We start from the raw sequence: 25,062 nt of genomic DNA on the forward strand, positions 1-25,062 counted from the left end.
ATTATCTTTGTTATTAAGCGAATTGACTTCGCAAATGTTTTGCTTCAAATCACATCGTGATTGAAGACCCTACACATTTGATTCGTCGAAACTTTGTTCAGTTTTCAAAGGTCTACCTATTGGCTAATCAAGCAGCCAATCAACATATTTATTATAACATGTAGCAGATTAGCTTGTCAAGAAGAAATTTTAATTATTTTTGAATTTCTTTTGATCGATAACTCAATCAGCAGCTTCATTAATATATCACGTTGCCAAGTCGATGTCAACAATTATTTTTAACTTTTTTGTTAAACCATCTCAACAGCACTTAGCTGTTTTGACAACGATAACTACTATACATGGATTTCATCCTTTCGTCAACACCTTTTTTTAACTTTTTTGAATTTTATTTTCATCGCTATCTATTAGCTTCTTAAACTCACTATTCTGTTAATAAGTTTGCCCGCCTCCTCTACCATTCTTACCAATTAGCATTTCTTTTCCATCACAAAAATCACCTAATTAGTATAGAGAAAAGCATCAATATTAAACTCAATTAGTAACTCGATGTATTTACCCATTCAATTTTTTACCTTAACGTTGGAAATTATTATCCTAGATTTAAATTCTCATTTTATTCAGGTCACCAACCAAATTATTATTTAGCCATTAAATCAGTAGCTGAATAGCCGGACCAATTCAATTTTTATATCTTCTTGGATAGATTGTTAGGAACATCTCTTGATAACTATTAGTCTCTTTTTGCAATTGTTTTTTCTACTATTAGAAGTTTCGCAAGAATTAAAATAATATAGCAAAAAAAGTTTCGATCTTCTTTACGGATCGGAGCCCTTCAGTCAAGTTGATGATTTTCTAATATTAAGGTAATGCAAAATGCTACTACTATGGCAAGCATAACTGATGCTAAAACAAACGGTTTAAAATTAATTCCCACCAATAAAGCTAATATGGAAATTACTATCGATGAAACAAGATAAGCCCTAGAATTATACAACCAACTATATGGCAGTAAATGAGCACCAAATATTATCGCTAACACCATTAGCATTTTATTGGGAATAGTCGGATAAACCCACATTGCAATTAGAAGATACAAAAGCTGATTCATCGAAAATAACATCCCCAACTTAGTTAACGGATTTGTCTTATTTTGAAAATCCACATTAATCAATCGAGATATGAAATAGGATATTGGTAAAAGTAAGGCCGTACAGACAAATACGAATAAGTTTTTAGTAAGAACGGGAACATTAAGTAGTTCTACTGCAAGAATACCGCCCCATACTACGATCGAAGCAATCATTATATGCAACCCACGCTTTTGTTTTACTATACAGTCTTGCTTTAACTTTTCTAATTCTCCCATCAATTTCCCTCATTTCTCCTCTAAATCGATAGTTATTCTATCATATCTAAAACAGAAAAACTCGCACCCCATAAAAATGGAATACGAGTTATCTATTTATGCTAATTTTTCATTAACTAATATTTGGTATGTTTTCAAAGACTCCTTAAAGCCTTCATCAACCATTCAGCTTACTTCTTCTTGTTTTTCTTTTTCTTTGAATCGTTCTTAGCTTCCTTTTCTGGACGCATTGTTGGGAAGAGAATAACATCCCGAATAGATTTAGCATCAGTAAGGAGCATTACAAGACGATCGATTCCAATACCAAGTCCCCCAGTAGGTGGCATTCCGTATTCGAGGGCTTGAACGTAATCTAAGTCGACTGGTTCAGCTTCATCATTACCGTTAGCTTTTTCCTTTGCTTGCATTTCAAAACGTTCCTTCTGGTCAATTGGATCGTTTAATTCACTAAAGGCATTTGCCAATTCGCTACCATCAACATACAATTCGAAACGATCAGTCATCGCAGGATTATCAGCATTCCGCTTTGCTAATGGTGAAACTTCGACTGGGAATTCATAGACAAAAGTTGGTTGGATAAGTGTATCTTCAACGAACTCTTCAAAGAATGCATTCAAGATATGCCCCTTTGTCCAGTAAGGCTTATATTCCACCTTGTGTTCATCGGCTAACTTCTTAGCATCTTCGTCCGTCATTGATTCATCGCTGAAGTCAATGCCAGTCTTTTCCTTAACGGCATCCACCATCGTGATCCGTTTAAAGTTCCCTCCAAGGTCGATTTCATGTCCTTGGTAAGTAATCTTTCCATCATCTGAAACAACTTTAGCTGCTGCCTTAACGATTCCTTCCGTTTCATCCATAACATCTTGGAAGTCAAAGTAAGCAGCATAAGTTTCCATTGTAGTAAATTCAGGGTTATGGTGAGGATCCATCCCTTCATTCCGGAAAATCCGGCCCAATTCGTATACTCGTTCAAAGCCACCAACGATTAACCGCTTAAGGTACAATTCGGTAGCAATCCGCAAGTACATATCAATATCAAGCGCATTGTGATGAGTGATAAATGGCCGCGCATTAGCACCACCAGCTTGGGTGTTCAAAATTGGGGTTTCAACTTCTGTAAAGCCATTATCATCCATGTATTTCCGGACAGCCTTGATGATCGCTGTCCGTTGGTGGAAACGCTTGAAACTTTCTGGGTTAGAAATTAAATCAAGGTAGCGCTGACGATAGATAGTTTCAGGATCAGTAACCCCATCCCACTTATTAGGAAGCGGACGTAATGCTTTTGACAAGAAGGTAATTTTATGTGCACGAACGGTTAATTCACCTGTATCCGTCTTGATAACATCCCCTTCAATTCCAAGGAAGTCACCAATATCTGACCGTTTGAAAACATGGTAAGGTTCATCCCCAACCATATCCTTACGAGCGTAAACTTGAATCTTACCAGTTCGATCAACAAAGTCAGCGAAACCAGCCTTACCACTACTCCGCTTTCTTGTCATTCGACCCGCAATAATTACTTTGGCGCCCATCTCGTTTAATTCTTCTTTATCGTATTGATCAAACTTATCATGCAAGTCTTGGGCAAGATGGTCTCGTTTGAAGCGGCGGCCAAATGGTTCAATCCCCGCTTCTTTTAACTCTTCCATTTTTTCACGCCGAACGCGCATTTGATCTAGTTCTTGTGACACTTAAGTTCTCCTCCTCGTAATTAGGCTTGCTGTCTTTTTGCAGCCCGTTCTGCAGTTTGTTCAGCAAAGCGGTCAAAAATATCGTTCATTTCATCAAGTGTTTCTGCCTCGACTAATGCTACTTTAGTCCGGGCAGCACGCGGAATACCCTTGATATAGTACGTCGATAACCCACGGAACTCACGAACTCCAACATATTCACCCTTTAAATCAACTAAACGATTAAGGTGATCTTTAGCCATTTCAATCTTTTGTTCTGGAGTTGCTTCTGGGAGCAGCTCACCAGTCTCTAAGTAATGTTCAGTCCGCTTTAGCATCCATGGGTTACCCATCGCTGCCCGCCCGATCATTGCGGCGGTTGCGCCAGTCATATCAAGGATCTTCTTAGCATCTTCTGGTGTCTTCACATCACCATTAGCCATGAACGGAATTTTCAATTGACTCGCTACTTCTTTTAGTATATTCCAATCTGCTTGTCCCGTATACATTTGTTTTCGAGTTCGACCATGCATCGCAATCGCGCTAGCTCCTGCCCGTTCAGCTGCTAGAGCATTTTCAACAGCTAAAATATGCTTGTCGTCCCAACCAGTTCGCATCTTAACGGTAACTGGTTTCTTAACAGCATCAGTAACATATGACACCATTTCATAGACTTTATTAGGATCCAGTAACCACCGTGCACCCGCGTCAGTTTTTACAACCTTATTAACAGGACACCCCATATTTATATCAATCACGTCAGCTGCTGTATGTTGATCTACATACTTAGCAGCCTCAACTAATGTTTCTTTGGTTCCACCAAAAATTTGAATTCCCATTGGATGTTCTTCAGGATCGACATCCATCATATTTAAAGTTCGTTGATTATGATACATAATGCCACGGTCTGAGATCATTTCACAGACAACGTAGCCAGCACCAAATCTTTTACAGATAACCCGAAAGGCGGAATTGGTTACTCCAGCCATTGGTGCAACAACAACTTGATTAGGAATTTCAACGTTACCGATCTTCCATTTCATTTTTTCACCTCATTACTGCTTAAGAAACTGTGCTGGCCATCCAGTTTCATTTTTAATTGTCCGATAACTCAACTATCATAGCATATCAACGCGCTTAGCACCAAAAATTACTTTTCATCTGTTGATTTTTTATCATCATTTGCAGTCATTTCCGCGTAGATCTTCTTTAATTCGTCTTCGTTAAATTCGTACTTCTTCCCGCAGAATTGGCAAACAGCTTCCGCATGGTGGTCTTCGTCAATCAATTTCTTCATATCATCTTTAGAAATACTTGCAAGGGCATGTGCAAAACGTTCCTTCGAGCAATCACATGCATAACGAACTGGCATCGTTTCGAGGATCTTTAAGTCATCGCCAAAAATCTTCTTCAAAATATCTTCTGGCGTATCACCATCACGTAACATTTGTGATACCAATGGCAAGCTCTTCAATGTCTTTTCAAGCTTGCTGATTTCTTCATCGCTAGCACCAGGCATTACTTGAATCATGAAGCCACCAGCAACGTCAATATTTTCATCAGGGTTAACGAATACTGAAAGGCCAACCGCTGAAGGAATTTGTTCAGATTGAGCAAGGTAGTAAGTAAAGTCATCACCAAGTTCACCAGAAACTAAATTTACTTCACCGGTATATGGTGTCTTGTCGCCAGGAGCCATCTTGGTTACAGAAAGAGTTCCTTGATTACCAATTGCCTTTGCGACATCAATTTTCCCCTTATCATTGGCTGGTAAAGAAACGTGTGGATTACCCATGTAACCTTTTACGGTTCCTTCAGCAGTTCCATCCGCAATAATAAAGCCAACTGGACCATTTCCCTGAATCTTAACCGTCATTCCTGCTTCTCCTTGTAAACTAGAAGTAGCCAAGAGAATCGTTCCAATTAACGTTCGACCAAGGGCAGCAGAAGAAGCACTCCATGTATCATGAATTTCGTGTGCCTTTTGAACGACTTGGGTAGCATTTACAGCATAAGCCCGAAACTTTCCATCCTTAGTCATTGATTTTACTAAATAATCTGTTGTTTTCATTTTAAATTCCTCCTTAAAATTAGTCCTAAAGAAAAAACGGAAGACCACCACCTACCAATCAGGTTTTGTATCTTCCGTCTTTTCAATAGTTTACTTGTCTTCAGAATTGTCTGAATCATCACTTGATTGTGAATCATTTGAGTTGTCACTCTTAGTATCGGATGAATCATTTTGATTATCCTTTGCTTCATCGTGACGCTCATTTTCCAATCGTTCAAGTTCACGCTTGGATTCTTCAAAGGTTTGTGCACGTGCCTCTTCATCTTCAGCAGCCACATCCTTATCAGGAACTTTTCCAGTCTTATAAAGGCTAAGAATTTGTTTTTCATCAAGCGTTTCGTACTTGAGTAATGCTTCAGCGATTTGCTTATGTTGTTCACGGTGCGTCTCAATAATGTGTAAGGCGGTTTCGTGCCCTTCAGTTAAGATTCGACGTACTTCTTCATCAACTAAAGCAGCAGTCTTTTCGGAGTAAGGTGATTGGTCATAGCCTTGACCTGTAAAGACCTGACCAGAACTTTGCAGTTCTACTGGACCAATCTTATCACTCATTCCGTACTGGGTAACCATCGAACGAGCAATTTGGGTTGCTTGTTCAAAGTCATTTGAAGCTCCTGAAGATTGTGACTTAAAGACAAGCTCTTCAGCAGCCCGTCCACCCATCAGACCAGCGATTTGTTCCATCGCATTCTTTTTCGACATTAACATCTGATCTTCACGTGGAAGCATGATAGCATATCCACCTGCGCGACCACGTGGGACAATGGTAACCTTGTGCACAACTCGTGCGTCATTTAATACAAGACCCACAATCGTGTGACCCGCTTCGTGGTATGCAACAGTCTTTCGTTCTTGTTCAGATTGGACACGGTTATGCTTAGCTGGTCCAGCAATTACCCGGTCTTCTGCTTCATCTAAGTCAGCAGCATCAATTTCAGTTTTGTTCCGCCGCGCAGCTAATAAGGCCGCTTCGTTTAATAGGTTAGCTAAGTCAGCCCCAACAAAACCAGGAGTCTGTTTAGCAATTTCCTTTAAATCAACGTCGCTTGCCATTGGCTTGTTCTTAGCATGAACTCGTAAAATGGCTTCACGGCCCTTAACATCTGGACGACCTACTAAAATCTTTCGGTCAAAACGTCCTGGACGTAAAAGGGCGGGATCCAAGACATCTGAACGGTTAGTAGCTGCCATGACGATGATTCCTTCATCACCTTGGAAACCATCCATTTCAACTAACAATTGGTTCAAGGTTTGTTCACGTTCATCGTGACCGCCGCCCATACCATTTCCACGGCGCCGACCAACGGCATCAATTTCATCAATGAAGATGATTGCTGGAGCAGCTTTCTTGGCTTGATCAAACAAGTCACGAACACGACTAGCACCAACACCGACGAACATTTCAACGAAGTCAGAACCAGAGATTGAGAAGAATGGTACCCCTGATTCACCGGCAACCGCCTTAGCCAGCAAGGTCTTACCAGTACCTGGAGGCCCCTCTAGTAAAACACCAGATGGAATACGAGCACCAAGCTTAGTGAATTTCTTTGGATTCTTCAAGAACTCAACGATTTCAACCAATTCTTGTTTCTCTTCTTCTTCACCGGCAACATCTGAGAAACGAACTTTGTTTTTCTTAGCATCAGATGGCTTAGCCTTGGTCTTACCAAAGCTCATCACTCCACGACCGCCGCCACCTTGACCAGCTTGGCCCATCATCATGTAGAAGAAGAAAATCATGATGACTAATGGCAAGACAGTCAACAACAGGTTCATCCAGACACTATTAGATTCTTCAGCACGAGTACTAATCTTTACATTATGACGGTTAGCATAGTTTTGAAGTTGACTAACAGTTACGTCACTTTCCAAAACAGAACTTTGGAATTGAGTTACCTTATTGTTTCGTTGTGGTGTAAGAGCAAAGCCAGTATTGTTGGCGGAATTGTCATTGTTTGACTGCGGTTTACGGTAAGTACCCGTAACCTTATATACCCCACCATTTGGCTGAAGCTGAACGCTCTTAACCTTATTACTCTTCAGTTCGGAGATAAACTCGCTTTGGGAAACTGTCTTACTTTGTCCTGTTGAGGTATTGCCCCCAAAGAAGAAGTAGGCGATTCCCATAATACACAAGAACATCACGGCATAGAAGAGAACGTTATGAGTAAAATTATTTTTTTTACGATTGTTGTTCATAACAACCTCCTATCTACCAGCAACGATATTTTATAATTGTAGTCACTATCATAGCATATTTGACAAATATTGACCATTAATTTTACAGAAGAATTAATAGTTTTATCGCCAATGTTATTAATAATACATACTACATATTTACGGATCCATAAAAATGGACGTTAATTAAGAATATCTTTAAAATACCGTCCATTTAATATTGATTTTTCCGTCATCCTAATTATCTAACATTTTTAGTCATTTTGGTATACAGATGGCTTCAAAATTCCAACATATGGCAAATTTCGGTAGAATCCTTTGTAATCAAGGCCATACCCTACCAAGAACTCTTTAGGAACCGTAAAACCAACATAATCAGGTTCGACATCTACTTCCCGACCTTCTGGCTTATTTAATAATGAACAAACCTTTATGCTCTTTGCTCCCCGGTCGGCTAAAAGGTCCATCAAGTACTTCAAAGTATGACCAGTATCAACAATATCTTCCATAATTAGAACATGCCGATCTTTAACATCTGTTTTCAAATCATGAATAAGTTTAACTTTTCCAGTCGAACCTAAGCCACCAAAATAACTAGAAACATCAATAAAGTCGATTTGGGCCATGATATCTAGCCGTTCAATCATATCAACAGTAAATAAAACTGCTCCGCTTAGAACGGAAATGATAATTGGCCGTTTATCCTTATAATCTTTTGTTAAGTCCGTTGCTAATTCGTCCATTCGTTTGCCAAGCATTTCTTCACTATATAAGACACGCTCAATATCGTTATTCATTTACCTTCTTCTCCTTATTTTTTATTCCAATAAAACATGACCGCCATGTCTGCTGATAGCCGATTGGCCGTTCAAACCAACTCCACTTTCGGTTGACTATCCAGACGACCTCGTCATGCGCATCAACCAGGACCATTTGCTGGTCACGCTGTTTTCGGGAAACTTTTTGGTCGATTAGGACCCGCTTGACTAACTGGTGATGACCATTTTTTAAGCGAATACGATCTTTTTGTCGCCATTGTCGTAGACGCAGCGGAAATTGATCTGGAGCAAGCCATTGCAAAACTACCTGCTCTTCATCCTTGAAAAACGACTTTTCAGCTGACACTGCCATTAAGTTTATTGGATCTACTTGATACCATTGTTCCAATTTTATCACATGATCTTGGGGCTTTTGTAGGTTCTCAAGCGGATTATCCAATTTTTTTAACGTACAAGTAGCATAGACTTTCTCAAGAATATATCGATGCGGCAACTCAATGATTTGCTGTGGCTTTTTCTCGTTTTCTAGGGTCTGCAGCAATTCATCAAGTTGCTGGTCCTTAATATCATATATTCCTTGTTGATTAAACCATTGTCGTAAAATTTCTTTTCGAATGATTTCCTTATTTTGCAATAATCTTGCCAGGATCATCCTTCCTTGTTGATCAACACATGCTGCTAATTGATCTGCCACTTCTTGATCACGCCAGGCAAGGAGATCCGTTAACTGTTGATGATAGCTTTCGAGGTGAGAAAGCAACTGAGGATTCTCTTCTTCAAGCATTGGAATTATCGCATGCCGAAATCGATTTCGTTGAATGTTCAAGTCCTTATTTGTCTTATCTTCATACCACTTAAGATGATGCTGCAAAGCATATTTCTTTAGCTGCTGTTTACTAAAGGGTAAAAGTGGCCGAATTAAGGTTCCAAAAGCAAATGGTCGCCGATCTCGTATTCCCACTAATTGACTCAACTGACCACCACGAGCCATCTTCATCAGCATTGTTTCTGCTAGATCATTTTGGTGGTGTGCAGTTAGCAGAATGTTTGCCTGGTTATCTTTCATCACTTCCCGGAAAAATTGGTAGCGTGCTTGACGGGCAGCGTTTTCGACCCCGGTCTGTGGATGAAGATCTTGTGGCCAGTGTGCGACTGCTAGTTTTAAATCATTTTGTTTACAATATTGCCGAATGAACCGTTCTTCAAGCTGACTTTGTTTTCGTAACTCATGGTTCATATGGGCAACGATAATCTGGGGACGATATTTTGACGGCAAATGTTGCAAGAGATCTAAAAGGACCATCGAATCGACCCCGGTTGAGACAGCCACTACCACCTTATCTTGGGTAGCAAAAAAGCGACTCCTTACTAGGTGTCGCTCAAATGCTTGTTGTAAATCCGCCATATTAGCTCCGCCGACCACCACGGCCGCCACGCTTACCATCAGTTTGACGCTTCAAAGTAGATAAACGTGATTCACTTTCTTTTAAGTAGCCAGCTAACATGTCATTAAAGTCTTCGTGTTGGTGACTGTTATGGTGTCGACCACTAAAACCGCCACGGAAGTTATCATTGTGGCCGCGGAAATTATTATTCCGTTCGTGATGAAAATCCCGGTGATTATTTTCACGATGATGGTTATTTTCATGATGATCTTGATGTTCACGAGGAGCTGCGGCCTTGATTGAAAGAGCAATCTTACCGTCATCACCAATCCGTGTTACTTTTGCTGTAACTTCATCCCCGACAGCCAATACATCATGAACATCCTTGATATATTTATCAGAGATTTGACTGATGTGTACTAGCCCTGTCTGATTATCATCTAAATCAACGAATGCACCAAAATTAGTGATTCCTGAAACTTTACCTGAAACCTTTGCTCCAACTTCAATTGCCATGAAACCTATAGATCCTCCTGAACCATCTCATATTTTTGTATTTGAGTATATCATAACTTCATCTTGAAAACGTATGAAAATAACTAAACTTCTCATAAAAAACTAAGCTGAAAAATCACCCAATTACATTCTTAATTTTAACATTTAAAATATTCTAACCCTACTAAAAACATCCGATTTTGTGATCATTAGTTCAAATTATAGATTATCTCGCCCTTCTTAGAGTAGTTATACTTGGCACGGATAACCTGCTGAATATATTCGGGATTATGCAACAACTTAATTTGACGTTGCAGTTGTTGATTCTTTTGCTTTTGTTTTGTTAATTGTGATTGTGCGTGTCGAATATTGCCATTAATATCCGCTAATGTCCGTTTACTCTGAAATATCTGAATTCCAAAGATTAAGAATATAACCAAAAAAACGGTAATAATCCGCTGACAACGGCGCTTATGCACATGCCGATTATATGTTTTTTGATTCGAAACTTGGCGGGCATATGGGGTATTTAATTGTGAAATTTTGCTATCAGATTGTCCTTTCATCTGACATTCCCCTCCATTTTAACTTATCACGCTTTAAGTATAGCAAGATACCGCGGAGAATGTCCATATGATTATCAACTTTTTTATATCTCAGAAGACATTATAGTTGGTCAAAAGATTCCGCATAAGTTTCATCGACAATTTCATACATATCTTCTGCTTCACTCTTTTTTGTTGTTTCAACAATCCGATTAATCTTAACTGTTTCGGTCTTATTACCAAATTTAATTGTTAAAGTATCCCCAACCGCTACCCGACTGGATGACTTTGCTGGTTGACCATTAATTAAGATCCGTCCTTGATCCGCGATTTCCTTAGCAATTGATCGACGTTTAATAATCCGTGATACTTTCAAAAATTTATCTAATCTCATTTTTCCGCTCCTTTTTCATCGGCTTGCATAACATTTCCCAAAGCCGTTACAAATTGTAGTAGCTGGTGAAGCCAATCATCAGTAGTCATTTTAGGTTGAATAACCAGCCGAATCGTTAGTTGCTGATTATCTTCACCAATCGTCGCTTTAAACCGCGTATTAGCTAACTCTTTAATTATTGCAGGGGCTTTAATCAAGCGGCTAGCACGTTCAGTAAACTTGATATTAATATTATCCCGTTGCCGTTTAATCTCAGCAATCATTGCCAGATCAGCATGATTCTTCAATTGGCTCACAAGCAACAGTGTCCCAACCGGTGCTGGATAATCACCAAACCGATCAATCAAGTCACCTTGAATATCAATAACTTCTTCATCCGTCTTAGCTTGGCGAATTGTCTTATATAATTCAATCTTTTGCCGTTGATCTGCAATATAATCCGTTGGCAGGTAAGCTTCAACACCTAACTCAACTTCCGCATCGGAGTGAATAGTTTGCTTCTTACCCTGCTTTTTAGCTACCGCATCACTAAGCATCGCCGAATATAGGTCATAACCAACAGAATCGATAAAACCATGCTGCTGTTTTCCTAAGAGGTTACCAGCTCCCCGAATAGCAAGATCCCGCATCGCAATCTTAAATCCAGACCCCAACTCTGTAAAATCACGAATTGCAGCTAGCCGCTTTTCTCCTAATTCGGTTAGGACCTTATTAGGCTGATACATAAAGTAAGCATAAGCCACCCGATTACTACGGCCAATCCGTCCGCGAATCTGATATAGCTGTGCTAACCCCATCCGATCAGCATTTTCAACAAAGAGGGTATTCGCATTCGGGATATCAACCCCCGTTTCAATAATCGAGGTAGTCACTAATACATCATAATTTCCTTGAATAAACTCATAGAGGACTGTCTCCAGTTCATTTTCACTCATCTGACCATTAATATAGCCAATCCGGGCTTCAGGAACAAGTTCTTGTAACCATGCCACCGTCTCTTCAATGTCATGAACGCGATTGTGAAGGTAATAAACCTGTCCGCCACGTTGCATTTCACGAATGATCCCATCGCGAATCGCACTACTATTTTGTTCCATTACATAGGTTTGGATTGGGTAACGACCAGCTGGCGGTGTTTCAAGGACTGATAAATCTCGTACGCCCAGCATTGACATGTGTAATGTTCGGGGAATCGGGGTTGCCGTCAAAGTTAAAACATCAACATTATTTTTTAATTGCTTTAGTTTTTCCTTATGTTTTACCCCAAAGCGCTGTTCCTCATCAACAATTAACAGCCCAAGATCCTTAAACTCAACATCCTTTGATAGGATTCGGTGGGTCCCGACAACAACATCGACGCTTCCATCCTTTAACCCTGCTTCTGTCTCTTTTAGCTCTTTCGGCGTCTTGAAACGTGACATTAAGGCAATGTTGATTGGGAAACCTTCAAACCGGCGCATGAGGGTGTTGTAATGTTGCTGGGCAAGAACAGTTGTTGGCACAAGGAAGGCAACCTGCTTTCCTCCAGTGACCGCCTTAAAAATTGCCCGCATTGCAACTTCGGTTTTACCATAGCCGACATCCCCCACTAATAGGCGATCCATCGGCTTTGGCTTTTCCATATCCTTTTTAATTTCATCAATACTCCGCAACTGATCGCGAGTCTCATTATACGGAAAATTAGCATCAAATTGTTTTTGGAGATAATCGTCTTTCGGAAAAGCATATCCCTTCTCCGCTTCTCGCTTAGCATATAAGTCAACTAATTCATCAGCGATATCTTCAATTTTTGAAGAAACGCGCCGCTTAGTCTTTGCCCATTCGTTACCGCCAAGCTTGTTGATATGCGGGGTCTTAGATTCTGATGATACATACTTTTGGACAAGGTTTAGCTGGGTTACTGGCACATATATCTGAGCGTTATCCCGGTAATTTATGATCATGTAGTCTTGGTGAACATGGTCAACTTCCATCGTCTTAATTCCACTAAAAATCCCAATTCCATGATTGACATGAACTACGTAGTCACCCGGTTTAAGATCAGTATAATTTTTTAAACGTTCGGCATTGGCAAGTTTTTGTGGACGATGATGAACCTTTTTTACCTGCTTAAACATCTCGCTCTCTGTAATAACAACCAGCCCAGCAAGCGGCATTTCAAATCCATTGTTTAAGTTAGCAGCAACAATTTGCACAACATTCGGCTTGATATTTGTTAATTCAGTTTCTGTTGCGGTGATATCAAAGTCAGTAAGCGTTTGGGCAATTTGCTTTCGTCGTTCTGGACTATTAGCCATCAGTACTACTGTTTGCCCTTGATCAATCCACCGTTGAAGTTCAGCTTTCAACAGTGGCATTTGCCCAAAGAAACGTTGCATGGTTCTGCTTTTTAGGTCGGTAATTTGGCTAAGTTTAATATTACCGAGACCTTTTTTAAATAAGGCGCCATAAATTTGCGGATGCGGGTCTTTTTTTATTATGGCCGATACGTCATTGCTAAGGTCTGGAACATCCGTTAATTGATGGTGAGCAACCTTATCTTTAAACCAGCCTGCATCTTCCTGGGTCATCTGCTTGGCAAATTGCTTTATCCGCGTCAAGTCATCAAAGTAAATTGTCCCATCATCAGGAAGATAATCAAATAAGGAATGCTTAGCCGGATAAACCAGGTTGCTAAATTCTAAAAGTTCATTAGGCAAGTGCTGGTTCTTAAGTGCGTTCAATAATGGTTCAAAGCGGTTAGCCACCTGCTGTTTAATATCCGCATCGTCAGCACTTAACTCCTTCCCCACCTTTTTATATTCAGTATCTAGCGCTTCATACACCCGCGAAAATTCAGTCGATGGGATAATAAAATCTGTCGCTGGCAGTATCTGAACTTCTTCAACATTATCAATACTCCGCTGGGTACTAGCATCAAAATACCGGAGTGAATCAACTTCTGTATCAAAAAGATCAATTCTAACCGGATTATCAGTGTTTAAGGCGTAGATATCAATAATCGATCCACGAATTGCAAAATCACCAGGACGCAAAACCATTTTTTGATATTGGTACCCCATTGCGCTTAATTGTTGCCGAATTTTAGCTGGATCCACTTCCCCGCCAGTCTTAATCTTTAACGAGGACTGAGCAAAGTATTCTGGTGAAATAATATTGCGCCGTAACCCCGCAGCAGATGCAACTACAACTGCCGGTTCTTTATTAATCAACGCATTTAAGGCCAGTACCCGCTGAAGACGATAGTTAGGAGAACTAGTTGCTACTTCCGCTGCTAAAACCTCTTCAACCGGAAACTGGTAAACACGATTAGCAGGAAGAAGATTCTCCAAGTCGCTAGCCAATTCCTGCATATGGGAAATCGTGTCGGTCACTACTAGAATTGGTTGCTGTCCTTCATTAGAAAGAGCACTTAGTAATTCGGTTCGCGCCGATCCAGAAATTCCCGTTATCAATTGATGATTCTTTGATTGGAGGTCAGCAGTAATTTGTTTAAATGATGGCGTCTTCTCGATTAAATTTTCTATTTGCACCATCAACGCCACCTTTCTATTTTAATTATAAGCATTCATTAATTTGGCAAAGTCTTCTCCATTAATCCAGTCTTCTAATGCATGCTCAGCTTGTTCAACGGCTTGGTCAAACTTAGGTCGTTCTTCTTTAGAAAATTTACCTAAGACATGACTAACCACTGTTCCATGTTGGGGATGGTCAATCCCTACTTTTACCCGGTTAAAGTTCTTGGTTCCTAACGCGCTGATAATGCTTTTAAGTCCATTATGACCGCCTGAAGCTCCATGTGTTTTTAAACGTACTTTGCCAACTGGCATATCCAAGTCGTCATTAACAATTACGAGATCATCCAAGTCAATATCATAATAGTCTACTAGTGGTCCGACTGCTCGTCCTGAATCATTCATGAACGTCGTCGGCTTTACCAATATTACTTTTTCACCATTAATTACCCCACTAACTGCGACTGCTTCTTGTTTTAGGTGGGTGAATGCTCCCAGGTGATAATCTCGTGCTAGTTGATCAACCACCATAAAGCCAGTATTATGACGGGTTTCATCATACCGCGTCCCAATATTTCCTAAGCCAACAATCATTTTCATTGTTCTTTCATTCCTTTCACGCAAAAAAGCCGCACGGTCACTTTTCCCGTCCAGCATAAATTTTAACTAGTATTATACCCTATGTTACTTTTTTCAGCATACTAATTTGAATTAACAGCATAAATCTTCTAATCTTTTTCTAATCCTTTTGATAGAAATGTGTTATTATAGTGAGTGCATTTAATCGATAAAAAGGATGTTAATTATGATTTTCAATTCATTAATCAAACCCAAAGCAACCTTAACAACTCTTCCAGAAACAGCGACATTGGATGAGGCTCTGACTGTCTTGGAGGATACCGGCTATCGGTGTGTCCCAGTTCTTGATAAGTCAGGAAAGATCTTTCGGGGAAATATTTATAAGATGCATCTTTACCGGCATAAAGCACGACAGGGGGATATGCATTTACCGGTAACTGCATTATTAAAGAATGCTACTAAATTTATCTCAATTAACGCGGCTTTCTTCTCTATCTTCTTTGCTATTCGAGACCTTCCATATATTGCGGTATTGGATAACAATAATCAGTTTTATGGGATTTTAACTCATAATAGTCTTTTACGGATGTTAGCTGCTGGCTGGAACGTGAATAATGGGAGTTATGTTTTAACTGTTATTACTCCTGATGAACGGGGAGCGCTAGTAACGGCTGCTAAAGAAATCACTCGTTTTTGTCAGATCGTAAATGTCATTTCACTCGATCCAGAAGACGAAACAATGAAACGGGTCTTATACACCTTGCCTGCTGACGTTACTAAAGAAAAGATGGAACGAATTGTTAAACGACTTGAGAAAAAAGGGTTGGAAGTTTCAGAAATTGAAGACTTGCACCAAAGCTATTAAATATTAAAGCGACCTGTGATTAACTTAACCACAGATCGCTTTTTAATTTTCAGAATATTAATTTCCGTTGGCGATTTCTCACCCAATTTTCCCACCTGCTTTCAACAATTATTTTGCATTAACCACAACGTTTCCCAAACCGCTATCGAATTCAACTTCCCACTTACCAGCAGTGAGCTTAGGTGGTAAGACAAATGTTCCGGATGATACCATTTGGCCCTTGGTAAATACTTTTCCTTGTTCTGCTAATTTTTGCACTAACCATTGGAGGGACTTAAAGGGGTTGCCCAAAACTTCTGATGATACCCCTTCTTTTAATTTCTCGCCATCTTTGAATAAAACGGCATGAACATTAGCAGCATCGTCAACATTTTCAAATACACTATCTGCATCATGTTCTTCACCATATACAACAAGACCACCAACAGCACAATCAGCCATTACATTATATTTTCCTAAATCTGGGAACCAGTCGACAAAACGTGCATCAGGCAATTCTAATGCTCCCGCAACAGTTACTTTCTGAAATAAATCTTCTAATGTATCACTCGGCTGCAAGTCTTCTTTTGCACGGAAAGTTAATTCAACTTCTAATAGCGGTTCGTTTAACATCTGCAAGTCAACATCCGCTGGTGACTGGAGGAATCGTTCAGCAACTTGTTGTCCGTACAATGGTGAATCAGCATCAAACATGTCTTGAGTTTCTTTACTAGTTAATGAAACTTTATAGCCTGCAGTTGGCTTTCCTTTTAACTTTACCACCGCATCTTGGACTGCATATGCTGTTTCATCATCAGTCACAACGTCTTTCCATTCTTCCTCTTTCAACGGCGTATTAGTATCATAAGCTTCAAAAAGAGCCTTAGCAAATTCTTCCTGTCGTGCGTTTAATTCAGTCATAATAATTACCTCCAAGACAAAATATTTTCTTAAAATTTAGAAAGAAAAAAGCGTCCTTACATTGCTTTATCGCAATTGTAAGAACGCTTCTGCGCGGTACCATCCTACTTTGATCAACTCGTAGTCGATCCTCTCATTCACAAACAATCATTTGTGGCCAAAGTAATGGATGGCAGCCAACCTCAGCTTACTTGGTTTCAGCCGGTAACTCAGGAACGATTAACAATTAGAAATCTCGATCAGCTCACACCACCCGCTAATTCTCTGTTACCAATTTCAAATCATTATTTCCTTCAACGTTTTTCTAATCTAAATTTAATTGTTGGATATAATATACCGACCATTCCCTAACTTGTCAATAACTATTATGAGATTTCTTTAATTTTATTTGATATTAACTTTGGTTTCAGCTGGTTTCGTCTCGGCAAGGACCTTCCCATGACGAATATTATAAAGAACTTCAACATGCTTATTAAGGGCATTATAGAAATCGTGGGCATTCAATAAGATACAGTTTGCCGGTTTTCCTACTTCAATTCCATAATTATCACTAATATGCAATGTCTTAGCACCGTTATAAGTTACGTAATTAAAGGCATCTTGCAGTTGGTGATACCCCATCAAGTGAGCAATATAAACACCCATCGTAACTGCATCTAACATGTTACCATCGCCGAGCGGATTCCACGGGTCTTGGATATCATCCTCACCAAAGGAAACATTAATCCCCGCTGCTGTTAATTCCTTAATCCGGGTAACGCCTCGACGCTTTGGATAAGTATCGAAACGGCCGCCAAGGTGAACATTAACTAATGGATTAGATACAAAGTTAATATCACTCATCTTTAATAGTCGGAATAACTTATAAGTATAAGCATCATTATATGAGCCCATCGCTGTCGTATGACTAGCAGTGACCCGGTCCTTCATCCCTCGTTCATAGGCTTCGGTCGCTAAAACTTCAAGGTTACGCGAAGCTGGGTCATCGATTTCATCACAGTGAACGTCAACTAAACGATCGTACTTATCTGCGAGGGCCATTAAGAAATGAACAGATTGCCAACCATATTCAGTTGTAAATTCAAAATGGGGAATACCACCAACGACATCTAATCCTTCTTTAACCGCCTGCTCCATTAATTCACGTCCATGAGGATAGCTAAGAATACCTTCTTGTGGAAAAGCAACCAACTGTAAGTCGATTTGATCTTTTAATTCTTCACGCAATTCAAGGAGAGCACGGGCAGCAATCAAATGAGGATCAGTCACATCAACATGGCTCCGTACGTGTTGAATTCCATGACCAACCATATTTAGTAATGTCTTTTTCGCACGAGATTTAACATCTTCCTTCGTTAAATCTTGTTTCCGTTCACTCCAAATCCGGATACCATCAAATAAAGTTCCGGTTTCATTCCATTCTGGCTGACCAGCAGTAAGCGTAGCGTCTAAGTGAACATGAGAATCAACAAATGGTGGTAAAAGCAAATTTTCTTTACCGTCAATAACTTCTTCACCGTCATGGGGCGTTAAGTTAGCCTTAATCTCACTAAATTTTCCATTAAGAATTCGAACATCGACTACTTCTTCATGATTATCAACATGTACATTTTTTAATAGCATAATTCATCTTCCTTTCGGTCAACCAGCAACATGGTTCCATAATATAGGATACCACTCAAACACATATCAATAAATGTGGCCCCAATCGTATTTACGAAAATCGGCAACTGATGCACGCCTAAGAAGAAGGCAACTCCGATAGCAAAAACAATAATCGCTACCCAGTTGACGCCTCCGCGATACCAATATTTTCCACCAACTTTACCTAATTCTTCAACATCGTATTGCCGGTGAGCGCGGAAATAAAAATCCGTACAAATAATAGCAATCGTAGGTCCTAATACCATCCCCACATAGTCAAGGAACGATTCAAAAGCACTCAAGAAACTACCGACAAACATCGGAATAAAGGTCACAACTGTCGCAAGTAATACTACGATCCATAATGAATACTTTAATTTGAGCTTTGTAAAGATATTTGAAAGAGCTGATCCGGCCGCTAATAAGTTAACAGCATTTGCCGTCATCGAGGTCAAAATAATAACAAGAAGAGCAACTACTCCTAGCCCTAACTTACTAGCAATCGTTGACGGATCGGAGTTATTTGCATTATATACCCCACTTGAAATTGCAATACTAATTGTTGAAATCAGACCGATAAAAGCAAACCATACAACCCCTAGTAAAGCACCAAGGAACGGCGTCAAAGTCGCATTCTTTTCTTTAGCAGTAAAGCGGGTGAAATCAGCACCGGCAGTTACCCAAGCTAAATTAAAAGCTGCTACATAATCGACTGCCGCGCCGACTGCCATTTTTGATTGCGCAGGAACATGCCAATTTACAATTTGACTAAAGGAAACAGTTCGAAAAACGGCTACTGACTCCCAAATGACAAATACAAGAACAAGAATTATTCCTAAGCGTTCAATCATTTGGACTGAACGTGATCCGCTAGAAACACTAATAATATGGAGAATGCTCATGATAATAATCCCGACTACTAGCCCTAAATAGCCGCCATGTTGTCCCCATACAGGCCATCCTAATAAGTCATGGAAAAGAATGCTTACTGATTGGGCCGCAATAAAAGTATTAACTGCTGTCCAACCAATAAATTGAGTAATATTAACTAATGATGGGAGATAACTGCCCCGTTCACCAAACGAAGCACGACTTAAAGTCATCGTCGATACCCCAGTCTTATAACCAATGTAGCCTACCAAACTTAAAAATACATATGATAAGGCAGATGATAATACTAAGACCTTCATGGCAACCGAAAATCCACAAGCGGCGAGCACTCCGCCAACAAACCAGGTTCCATTATTGGCATTTGCACCGACCCACGTGGCAAACATATCCCAAGTATTAGTCTTTCTGTTCTTCATTGGAATACTAAAAATTGTTGTCCCCTTTTGCTCTTTCACAAGATATCCTCCTTAGACCTAAAAAAGCTCTAGTCCCTTTAATGGTCCTAGAGCTTTACAAAAGAGGAAGCATAGTTTTGTGCCCACTATGCTTATATTATTTTGTCTTTTGTAGTCTCTCTGGGCTACATTAAAAGAACCGTGATTAATTTAATAGTGAGTATACGAGTTCTGACACAAATTGTCAAACTCATTTATTTTCATCATAGGCAGCATTTAATCCCACACTAATTGTTAATGCTTTATCCACTTTTGCCATTGTCTCTGGCGATAAATGAGCAATTCGGTCTTTTAATCGTTGTTTATCAATCGTTCGTAATTGCTCCAACAAAATGACCGAATCATGAGTTAACGGTAACGACTTACCTTTTAGTTGGACATGAGTAGGCATCTTCTTTTTTTGCATTTGGGCAGTAATCGCAGCAATGATTACTGTTGGACTATAATGATTTCCCACGTCATTTTGAAGGATCAGGACTGGACGGACGCCCCCCTGTTCCGATCCAATTACCGGGGATAAGTCAGCGTAATAGATATCACCCCGTTTTACTTTTCGTTTTGTCATTACCTTCGCTTCCCTTAATTATTTACTTTGGTGATAAATGCGATGAACCCGATTACTAATATTAGTTAGGATTTCGTAGTTAATAGTTCCGGCCTGCTCAGCTAAATCAGTTGCTGTAATTTCTTGATCACCGGATTTGCCCATCAATACTACTGGAGTGCCGACTGGGTAATACTTAGGAAGCCGAATCATCATTTGATCCATACATACTCGTCCAGCAATATCACAAAATTGACCGTCAACTAATACCTTATAACCAGTCATACACCGTGGATAACCGTCAGCATAACCAATTGGCAAGGTGGCTAGCCATTCATCTTGCTCCGCTGTATAAGTAGCACCATAGCTGACAGATCTTCCTGCCTTTAACTGCTTAACAAAAGCAATTGATGAAACTAATGAACTAACGGGCTGTAAATCAAGCGTTAATTTCAAATCACGTCCAGACGGGTTTTGTCCGTACATTGAAATCCCCATTCTAACTGTATTAGCCGTGATTTTCTCCCGATGCCATAAACCAGTCGCTGAATTTGCCATATGAACATATGGTGGCAGTTCGTCAAGGCTGGCAACAAATTGATGCCACTGTTGAACTTGTTGATTAAAGTAATTTTCATCAGGACTATCAGCAGTTGCAAAATGCGTGAACATCCCTTCAAATTCAAATTCAGGACTATCAAGCAACTTAACAGCTTGCTTAAATGTAGCTACCTCTGTAAAACCAATTCGTCCCATTCCTGAATCAATCCCCAGATGAACCTTTAATGGTTTTTTAGGTTTGGCAACTTGTGCTAGTTGATGATATTGTTCAAGCCAATCTAAAGAGCCGACTGTTAAAGAAACTCCGGCTTGAGCAGCAATCAACGCATCTTCAACTGGCGTAATTCCAAGGACAAGCGTCATGGCTTCAATACCGTTATCCCGCAATTCCAACGCTTCGTCTAAAATTGCTACGCATAAACCACTTGCGCCACTGGTCATTGCTGTTTGGGCAACTGGAATCAATCCATTGCCATAAGCATTTGCTTTTACAACAGCAAGGATTCTACTATTTTCGGGCAAAACTTTTTTCTGTTCTTGAATATTATGACGTAATGCATCTAAGTCCACTATTAATGATGTATCTCGCAAACGACCATTAACCATTTATTTATTCTCACTTTCTAAAATTACTTCTGTCATTACTAACGTGGCAGTATGACTCACTGAAGCATGAGCATTACCATTATACGGCGATTTAGTCACAATCGGCGCACCATATTGGTTATCAATGATTTCAATATCATGAAAGCCTAGTTTAGCACCAATTCCCGTTCCATATGCTTTAGCAAAAGATTCTTTTAGCGACCACCGACCAGCAAGATATTCTACTGATCGCTGACCGCTAAATTGACTATATTGTTCTAGTTCAGTCGGTGTCAATACATGCTGGATGAATTGAGAATGCGCTGTCGCAGCTTTCTTAACTCGTTCAATCTCGGTTATATCGATTCCAATCCCCTTAATCATCGAGCGTTCGTCTCCTTAATTCTCACTAGTATCTACCGCTTAATCTTATCGAAAATAAGCGCTTCTTGCAATTATTGTTACATTAGTTCATCATTGTCATGTCATATAAAATTATAAATAAATTTTAGGTTTTTCTAGTTACAATTAGCTCAGAAAAAGTTATAATTTTAAGGCAATAAGCATTCTTATTTTTGAATATTTCATTAATTTTTTCTTAAGGATTTTATAGTAAGGTGAAACTAACTCACCCTATTAGCCGAGATACATAATTAATGGTATTCTTGATATGAATGCCAATTACAAATTTATAAAGATGAGAGAAGGAGAACTATGGCTCAGATTATTCAACGCCATCCTGCATTACAATTCATCTTAAAAACATTATTTTACTTTGTAGTGCTTCTTTTATTAATCTACCTTTATGGTTATTATGGAGCAGGCCAAGAGCCATTTATCTACAACGAATTCTAATGCGGAGGAAATAGATAATATATGAGTAAGAATATTATTACCGTCTTTGAGCAAATTGCCAAGGACAACTCAACGCGGATCGCATATGATGAAATGGGCAAAACGACCACTTATGCGGACTTAAGCTCAGCAGTTGATACTTTAGCGGCATGGCTTAGTACTCAATCTTTGCCTGATCGTAGTCCGATTCTCGTATATGGTGATCATCAAGTTGAAATGATTATTAGCTTTTTAGCAGCTCTAAAAGCTGGACATACTTATATTCCAGTGTCCAACGATTCAGCAATTCCACGGATGCAATCAATCCTGGATACCGCTAAACCAGCGATGATTATTGCTGTTAATGATTTTCCAAGTAATGATCTCCAGTTTGATGCCCCAATTGTCGATCATCAACAGCTTGAAAAGATTTTAGCAACACCGCAAACTTTTGATACTTCAGCAATGATTAATGGTGACGAACTAGCTTATGTCCTCTTTACATCCGGAACTACCGGTTCACCAAAAGGGGTCGAAGTTAGTCATGATAACTTTATGACCTTTGTTGACTGGATGTTAAGTGATGAATTTAAGATCAAAGAACATGCTAATTTCTTAGGTCAACCACCGTATTCATTTGATCTTTCAAATATGTACTGGTTACCAGCACTACTTAATGGTGGGACAATCAAGGCGCTTCCTCACGAAGTTGTTGAAAATTTTGGTCAGATGTTCACTGCCTTACCAAACCTTGATCTTGAGGTATTTGTAGGAACACCATCCTTTGCTGACATGTTAATGCTTAGTCCGGCATTTAACCAACAAAAAATGCCAAGCTTAAAGACTTTCCTCTTCTGTGGTGAAGAATTAACAGTAAAGACTGCAAAAGGATTACACCAACGATTCCCAGATGCTAAAATCTTCAACACTTATGGCCCGACTGAAACAACGGTTGCTGTATCAGGAATCGAGATTACGCCTGAAATCATTGAAAATAATGACCGCTTACCAGTTGGCTATGCAAAGCCAGGAGTTAAATTATCCATTTGGAATGGCGATCAAGAAATCACTACTCCCGGTGAACAAGGTGAGATTGTAATCAGTGGTAATAGTGTGGCGCGTGGCTATATGAATAATCCAGAAAAAACAGCCAAGTCATTCTTTAAGATTGATGGTGCGCCTGCTTACCGAACTGGGGATGCGGGTACCCTTGACAGCGATGGCTTACTTCATCACAAAGGCCGTATGGATTTCCAAATTAAATTACATGGTTACCGGATTGAACTTGATGAAGTTCGTGCCAGTCTTGAAAAGAGTCCTCTAATCAAACAAGCAGTTGCGGTTCCAAAATATAATAAAGACGGCAAAGTTACACACCTAATTGCTTATGTTATTCCAAACGAAACCACTGAAGATACGGCTGGATTAACAAAACAAATTCGTGAAAGCTTGGACGGCTTAATCATGCCATACATGATGCCTACCCAATTCGTTTACCGTGAATCATTCCCAATGTCTGCAAATGGCAAGATTGCAGTTAAACAAATGATTGCTGAGGCTAACAAGTAATGATTGATTGGATTTCAAACCTTCCTAATTTCAGTGCTTATGGAACCCCGGTATACTTCTTCTACTTACTTCTTGCTATTTTGCCGTTGGGAATCGGCCTTTACTTTGGGAAGAGGTTTAGCTGGTATGAAGCATTAATTAGTTTCATTTTTATCTTCTTAATGTTCGATGGTTCAAGCTGGCAACAAGGAATTTCATTAATTGCTTATGTTATTTACCAGACAATTATTGTGATGGCTTATCATCGCTACCGGCAGAATAATAATTCGAGTGGTGTTTTTTACTTCACTGCCGCCTTATCAATTTTGCCGATTGTAATCGTTAAGCTTTCACCGGCAATGGTTGGTCATAACTCCCTCCTTGGTTTCTTAGGAATTAGTTATTTAACTTTCCGGGCAGTCGGGACAGTAATTGAAACGCGTGATGGCATGATCAAAGAGATTTCTCCATGGAAGTTCATTCGTTTCATTCTGTTCATGCCAACCATTACTTCTGGACCAATTGATCGTTACCGGCGTTTTGAAAAAGATTATAAAAAGGTCCCGACCCGCGAGGAATATTTGAATCTTGTTAATACGGGAATTTTCTACTTATTCCTTGGGTTCTTGTACAAATTTGTCATCGGTTATTTCTTTGGTCAGCGTTTTTACCCCTTCTTTGAAAAAGCGGCCTTAGCGGATCCATCATTTCCTTCTTGGAACTTAGTCGGTGTCATGTACACTTACGGACTTTACTTATTCTTTGACTTTGCTGGTTATTCATTATTTGCAGTTGCTATTAGTTACTTTATGGGTGTGCGGACCCCAATGAACTTTAAGCAGCCTTTCAAATCGAAAAACATCAAAGAATTCTGGAACCGTTGGCACATTAGCCTTTCTTTCTGGTTCCGTGATTATATCTTTATGCGGTTCGTCTTTCTTGCTACCAAAAAACGGTGGTTTAAGAATCGAAATGCCTTGTCATCAACCGCATATATGCTTAATATGTTACTAATGGGCTTTTGGCATGGAATTACCTGGTACTATATTCTCTATGGTTTTCTCCAAGGTCTAGGCCTAGTAGTTAATGACTGGTGGCTGCGTTTCAAGCGCAAAAACTTAAAACAACTACCACATAATAAGTTCACTACTGGAGTTGCTATTTTTGTCACATTTAACTTTGTAATGTTTACTCTCTTGATCTTCAGTGGGTTCTTAGATACTTATCTATTCAAATAATTTTAGGAGGA

The 25,062-nt window shown here is 39.6% G+C and carries 22 protein-coding genes and 1 other annotated feature; of the genes, 4 read left to right on the plus strand and 18 right to left on the minus strand.

Going from position 1 to position 25,062, the window contains the following annotated elements; genetic code table 11:
* Window positions 1-835: 835 nt before the first annotated feature.
* The 12 genes from LMC10_RS03510 to pth all read right to left on the minus strand — a co-directional run bounded on the left by LMC10_RS03510 (window position 836) and on the right by pth (window position 15,007).
* Entirely contained in the window at window positions 836-1,369 is a 534-nt protein-coding gene (locus tag LMC10_RS03510) for a DUF7010 family protein (RefSeq protein WP_229268942.1), read from the minus strand.
* A 170-nt stretch (window positions 1,370-1,539) separates the two neighbouring features.
* The gene (lysS, locus tag LMC10_RS03515; protein WP_003667268.1) at window positions 1,540-3,066 is read right to left on the minus strand and encodes a lysine--tRNA ligase; all 1,527 of its coding nucleotides are present in this window, start codon (window positions 3,064-3,066) and stop codon (window positions 1,540-1,542) included.
* Window positions 3,067-3,086: 20 nt separating this feature from the next.
* Window positions 3,087-4,088 carry a tRNA dihydrouridine synthase DusB gene (gene dusB / locus LMC10_RS03520; protein ID WP_003674674.1) on the minus strand — a complete coding sequence of 334 codons (1,002 nt, stop codon included), beginning with the start codon at window positions 4,086-4,088 and terminating at the stop codon, window positions 3,087-3,089.
* A 107-nt stretch (window positions 4,089-4,195) separates the two neighbouring features.
* Window positions 4,196-5,116, minus strand: coding sequence for an Hsp33 family molecular chaperone HslO (gene hslO, locus LMC10_RS03525; RefSeq protein WP_029507557.1), 921 nt, complete (start codon window positions 5,114-5,116; stop codon window positions 4,196-4,198).
* A gap of 90 nt (window positions 5,117-5,206) precedes the next feature.
* The gene (gene ftsH, locus LMC10_RS03530; protein ID WP_003665658.1) at window positions 5,207-7,315 is read right to left on the minus strand and encodes an ATP-dependent zinc metalloprotease FtsH; all 2,109 of its coding nucleotides are present in this window, start codon (window positions 7,313-7,315) and stop codon (window positions 5,207-5,209) included.
* A gap of 233 nt (window positions 7,316-7,548) precedes the next feature.
* Window positions 7,549-8,091, minus strand: coding sequence for a hypoxanthine phosphoribosyltransferase (hpt, locus tag LMC10_RS03535; protein WP_003671235.1), 543 nt, complete (start codon window positions 8,089-8,091; stop codon window positions 7,549-7,551).
* Window positions 8,084-9,478: a tRNA lysidine(34) synthetase TilS gene (gene tilS / locus LMC10_RS03540; protein WP_229268943.1), complete on the minus strand. Its 1,395-nt coding sequence runs from the start codon at window positions 9,476-9,478 to the stop codon at window positions 8,084-8,086. The genes hpt and tilS overlap by 8 nt, the downstream gene beginning before the upstream one ends.
* Window position 9,479: 1 nt before the next feature.
* Window positions 9,480-9,974, minus strand: a complete 495-nt coding sequence (locus LMC10_RS03545) for a S1 domain-containing RNA-binding protein (RefSeq protein ID WP_003665652.1) — start codon at window positions 9,972-9,974, stop codon at window positions 9,480-9,482.
* A 188-nt stretch (window positions 9,975-10,162) separates the two neighbouring features.
* Window positions 10,163-10,519 carry a septum formation initiator family protein gene (locus LMC10_RS03550; RefSeq protein WP_229268944.1) on the minus strand — a complete coding sequence of 119 codons (357 nt, stop codon included), beginning with the start codon at window positions 10,517-10,519 and terminating at the stop codon, window positions 10,163-10,165.
* Between the two features lie 100 nt (window positions 10,520-10,619).
* The gene (locus tag LMC10_RS03555; RefSeq protein WP_003665648.1) at window positions 10,620-10,892 is read right to left on the minus strand and encodes an RNA-binding S4 domain-containing protein; all 273 of its coding nucleotides are present in this window, start codon (window positions 10,890-10,892) and stop codon (window positions 10,620-10,622) included.
* On the minus strand, window positions 10,889-14,428 hold the full coding sequence (gene mfd / locus LMC10_RS03560) for a transcription-repair coupling factor (protein ID WP_229268945.1): 3,540 nt from the start codon (window positions 14,426-14,428) through the stop codon (window positions 10,889-10,891). The genes LMC10_RS03555 and mfd overlap by 4 nt, the downstream gene beginning before the upstream one ends.
* Window positions 14,429-14,446: 18 nt before the next feature.
* Window positions 14,447-15,007, minus strand: a complete 561-nt coding sequence (gene pth / locus LMC10_RS03565; RefSeq protein ID WP_229268946.1) for an aminoacyl-tRNA hydrolase — start codon at window positions 15,005-15,007, stop codon at window positions 14,447-14,449.
* 205 nt (window positions 15,008-15,212) lie between these two features.
* Here pth and cbpA point away from each other — a divergent pair, with 205 nt between their 5' ends.
* A complete protein-coding gene (gene cbpA / locus LMC10_RS03570) occupies window positions 15,213-15,851 on the plus strand; it encodes a cyclic di-AMP binding protein CbpA (protein ID WP_065867192.1) in 639 nt (212 codons plus the stop codon).
* Window positions 15,852-15,959: 108 nt separating this feature from the next.
* On the opposite strand, the gene LMC10_RS03575 is transcribed toward cbpA, so the two are convergent.
* The 6 genes from LMC10_RS03575 to acpS all read right to left on the minus strand — a co-directional run bounded on the left by LMC10_RS03575 (window position 15,960) and on the right by acpS (window position 21,815).
* A complete protein-coding gene (locus LMC10_RS03575) occupies window positions 15,960-16,751 on the minus strand; it encodes a 2-keto-4-pentenoate hydratase (protein WP_152726532.1) in 792 nt (263 codons plus the stop codon).
* A 76-nt stretch (window positions 16,752-16,827) separates the two neighbouring features.
* Window positions 16,828-17,057, minus strand: a binding site (T-box leader).
* Between the two features lie 78 nt (window positions 17,058-17,135).
* A complete protein-coding gene (codA, locus tag LMC10_RS03580) occupies window positions 17,136-18,374 on the minus strand; it encodes a cytosine deaminase (RefSeq protein WP_003671249.1) in 1,239 nt (412 codons plus the stop codon).
* Window positions 18,365-19,741, minus strand: a complete 1,377-nt coding sequence (locus LMC10_RS03585; protein WP_229268947.1) for a cytosine permease — start codon at window positions 19,739-19,741, stop codon at window positions 18,365-18,367. The genes codA and LMC10_RS03585 overlap by 10 nt, the downstream gene beginning before the upstream one ends.
* 190 nt (window positions 19,742-19,931) lie before the next feature.
* Complete coding sequence (locus LMC10_RS03590) at window positions 19,932-20,306, minus strand: type II toxin-antitoxin system PemK/MazF family toxin (protein WP_003667249.1); 375 nt, start codon at window positions 20,304-20,306, stop codon at window positions 19,932-19,934.
* Between the two features lie 18 nt (window positions 20,307-20,324).
* Window positions 20,325-21,452 carry an alanine racemase gene (gene alr, locus LMC10_RS03595; protein WP_229268948.1) on the minus strand — a complete coding sequence of 376 codons (1,128 nt, stop codon included), beginning with the start codon at window positions 21,450-21,452 and terminating at the stop codon, window positions 20,325-20,327.
* Window positions 21,453-21,815: a holo-ACP synthase gene (gene acpS, locus LMC10_RS03600; RefSeq protein ID WP_003674648.1), complete on the minus strand. Its 363-nt coding sequence runs from the start codon at window positions 21,813-21,815 to the stop codon at window positions 21,453-21,455. It abuts the gene before it with no gap.
* Window positions 21,816-22,145: 330 nt separating this feature from the next.
* On the opposite strand from acpS, the gene dltX reads away from it, so the two are divergent.
* The 3 genes from dltX to dltB are packed head-to-tail and all read left to right on the plus strand — an operon-like array spanning window position 22,146 to window position 25,051.
* Complete coding sequence (gene dltX, locus LMC10_RS03605) at window positions 22,146-22,286, plus strand: teichoic acid D-Ala incorporation-associated protein DltX (RefSeq protein WP_003671255.1); 141 nt, start codon at window positions 22,146-22,148, stop codon at window positions 22,284-22,286.
* Between the two features lie 21 nt (window positions 22,287-22,307).
* Window positions 22,308-23,834, plus strand: a complete 1,527-nt coding sequence (gene dltA / locus LMC10_RS03610; protein ID WP_229268949.1) for a D-alanine--poly(phosphoribitol) ligase subunit DltA — start codon at window positions 22,308-22,310, stop codon at window positions 23,832-23,834.
* Entirely contained in the window at window positions 23,834-25,051 is a 1,218-nt protein-coding gene (dltB, locus tag LMC10_RS03615) for a D-alanyl-lipoteichoic acid biosynthesis protein DltB (protein ID WP_229268950.1), read from the plus strand. The genes dltA and dltB overlap by 1 nt, the downstream gene beginning before the upstream one ends.
* Window positions 25,052-25,062: the final 11 nt, after the last annotated feature.

Origin of the sequence: Limosilactobacillus reuteri subsp. simiae, from assembly GCF_020784875.1 — a bacterium.
GTDB lineage: Bacteria > Bacillota > Bacilli > Lactobacillales > Lactobacillaceae > Limosilactobacillus > Limosilactobacillus reuteri_H.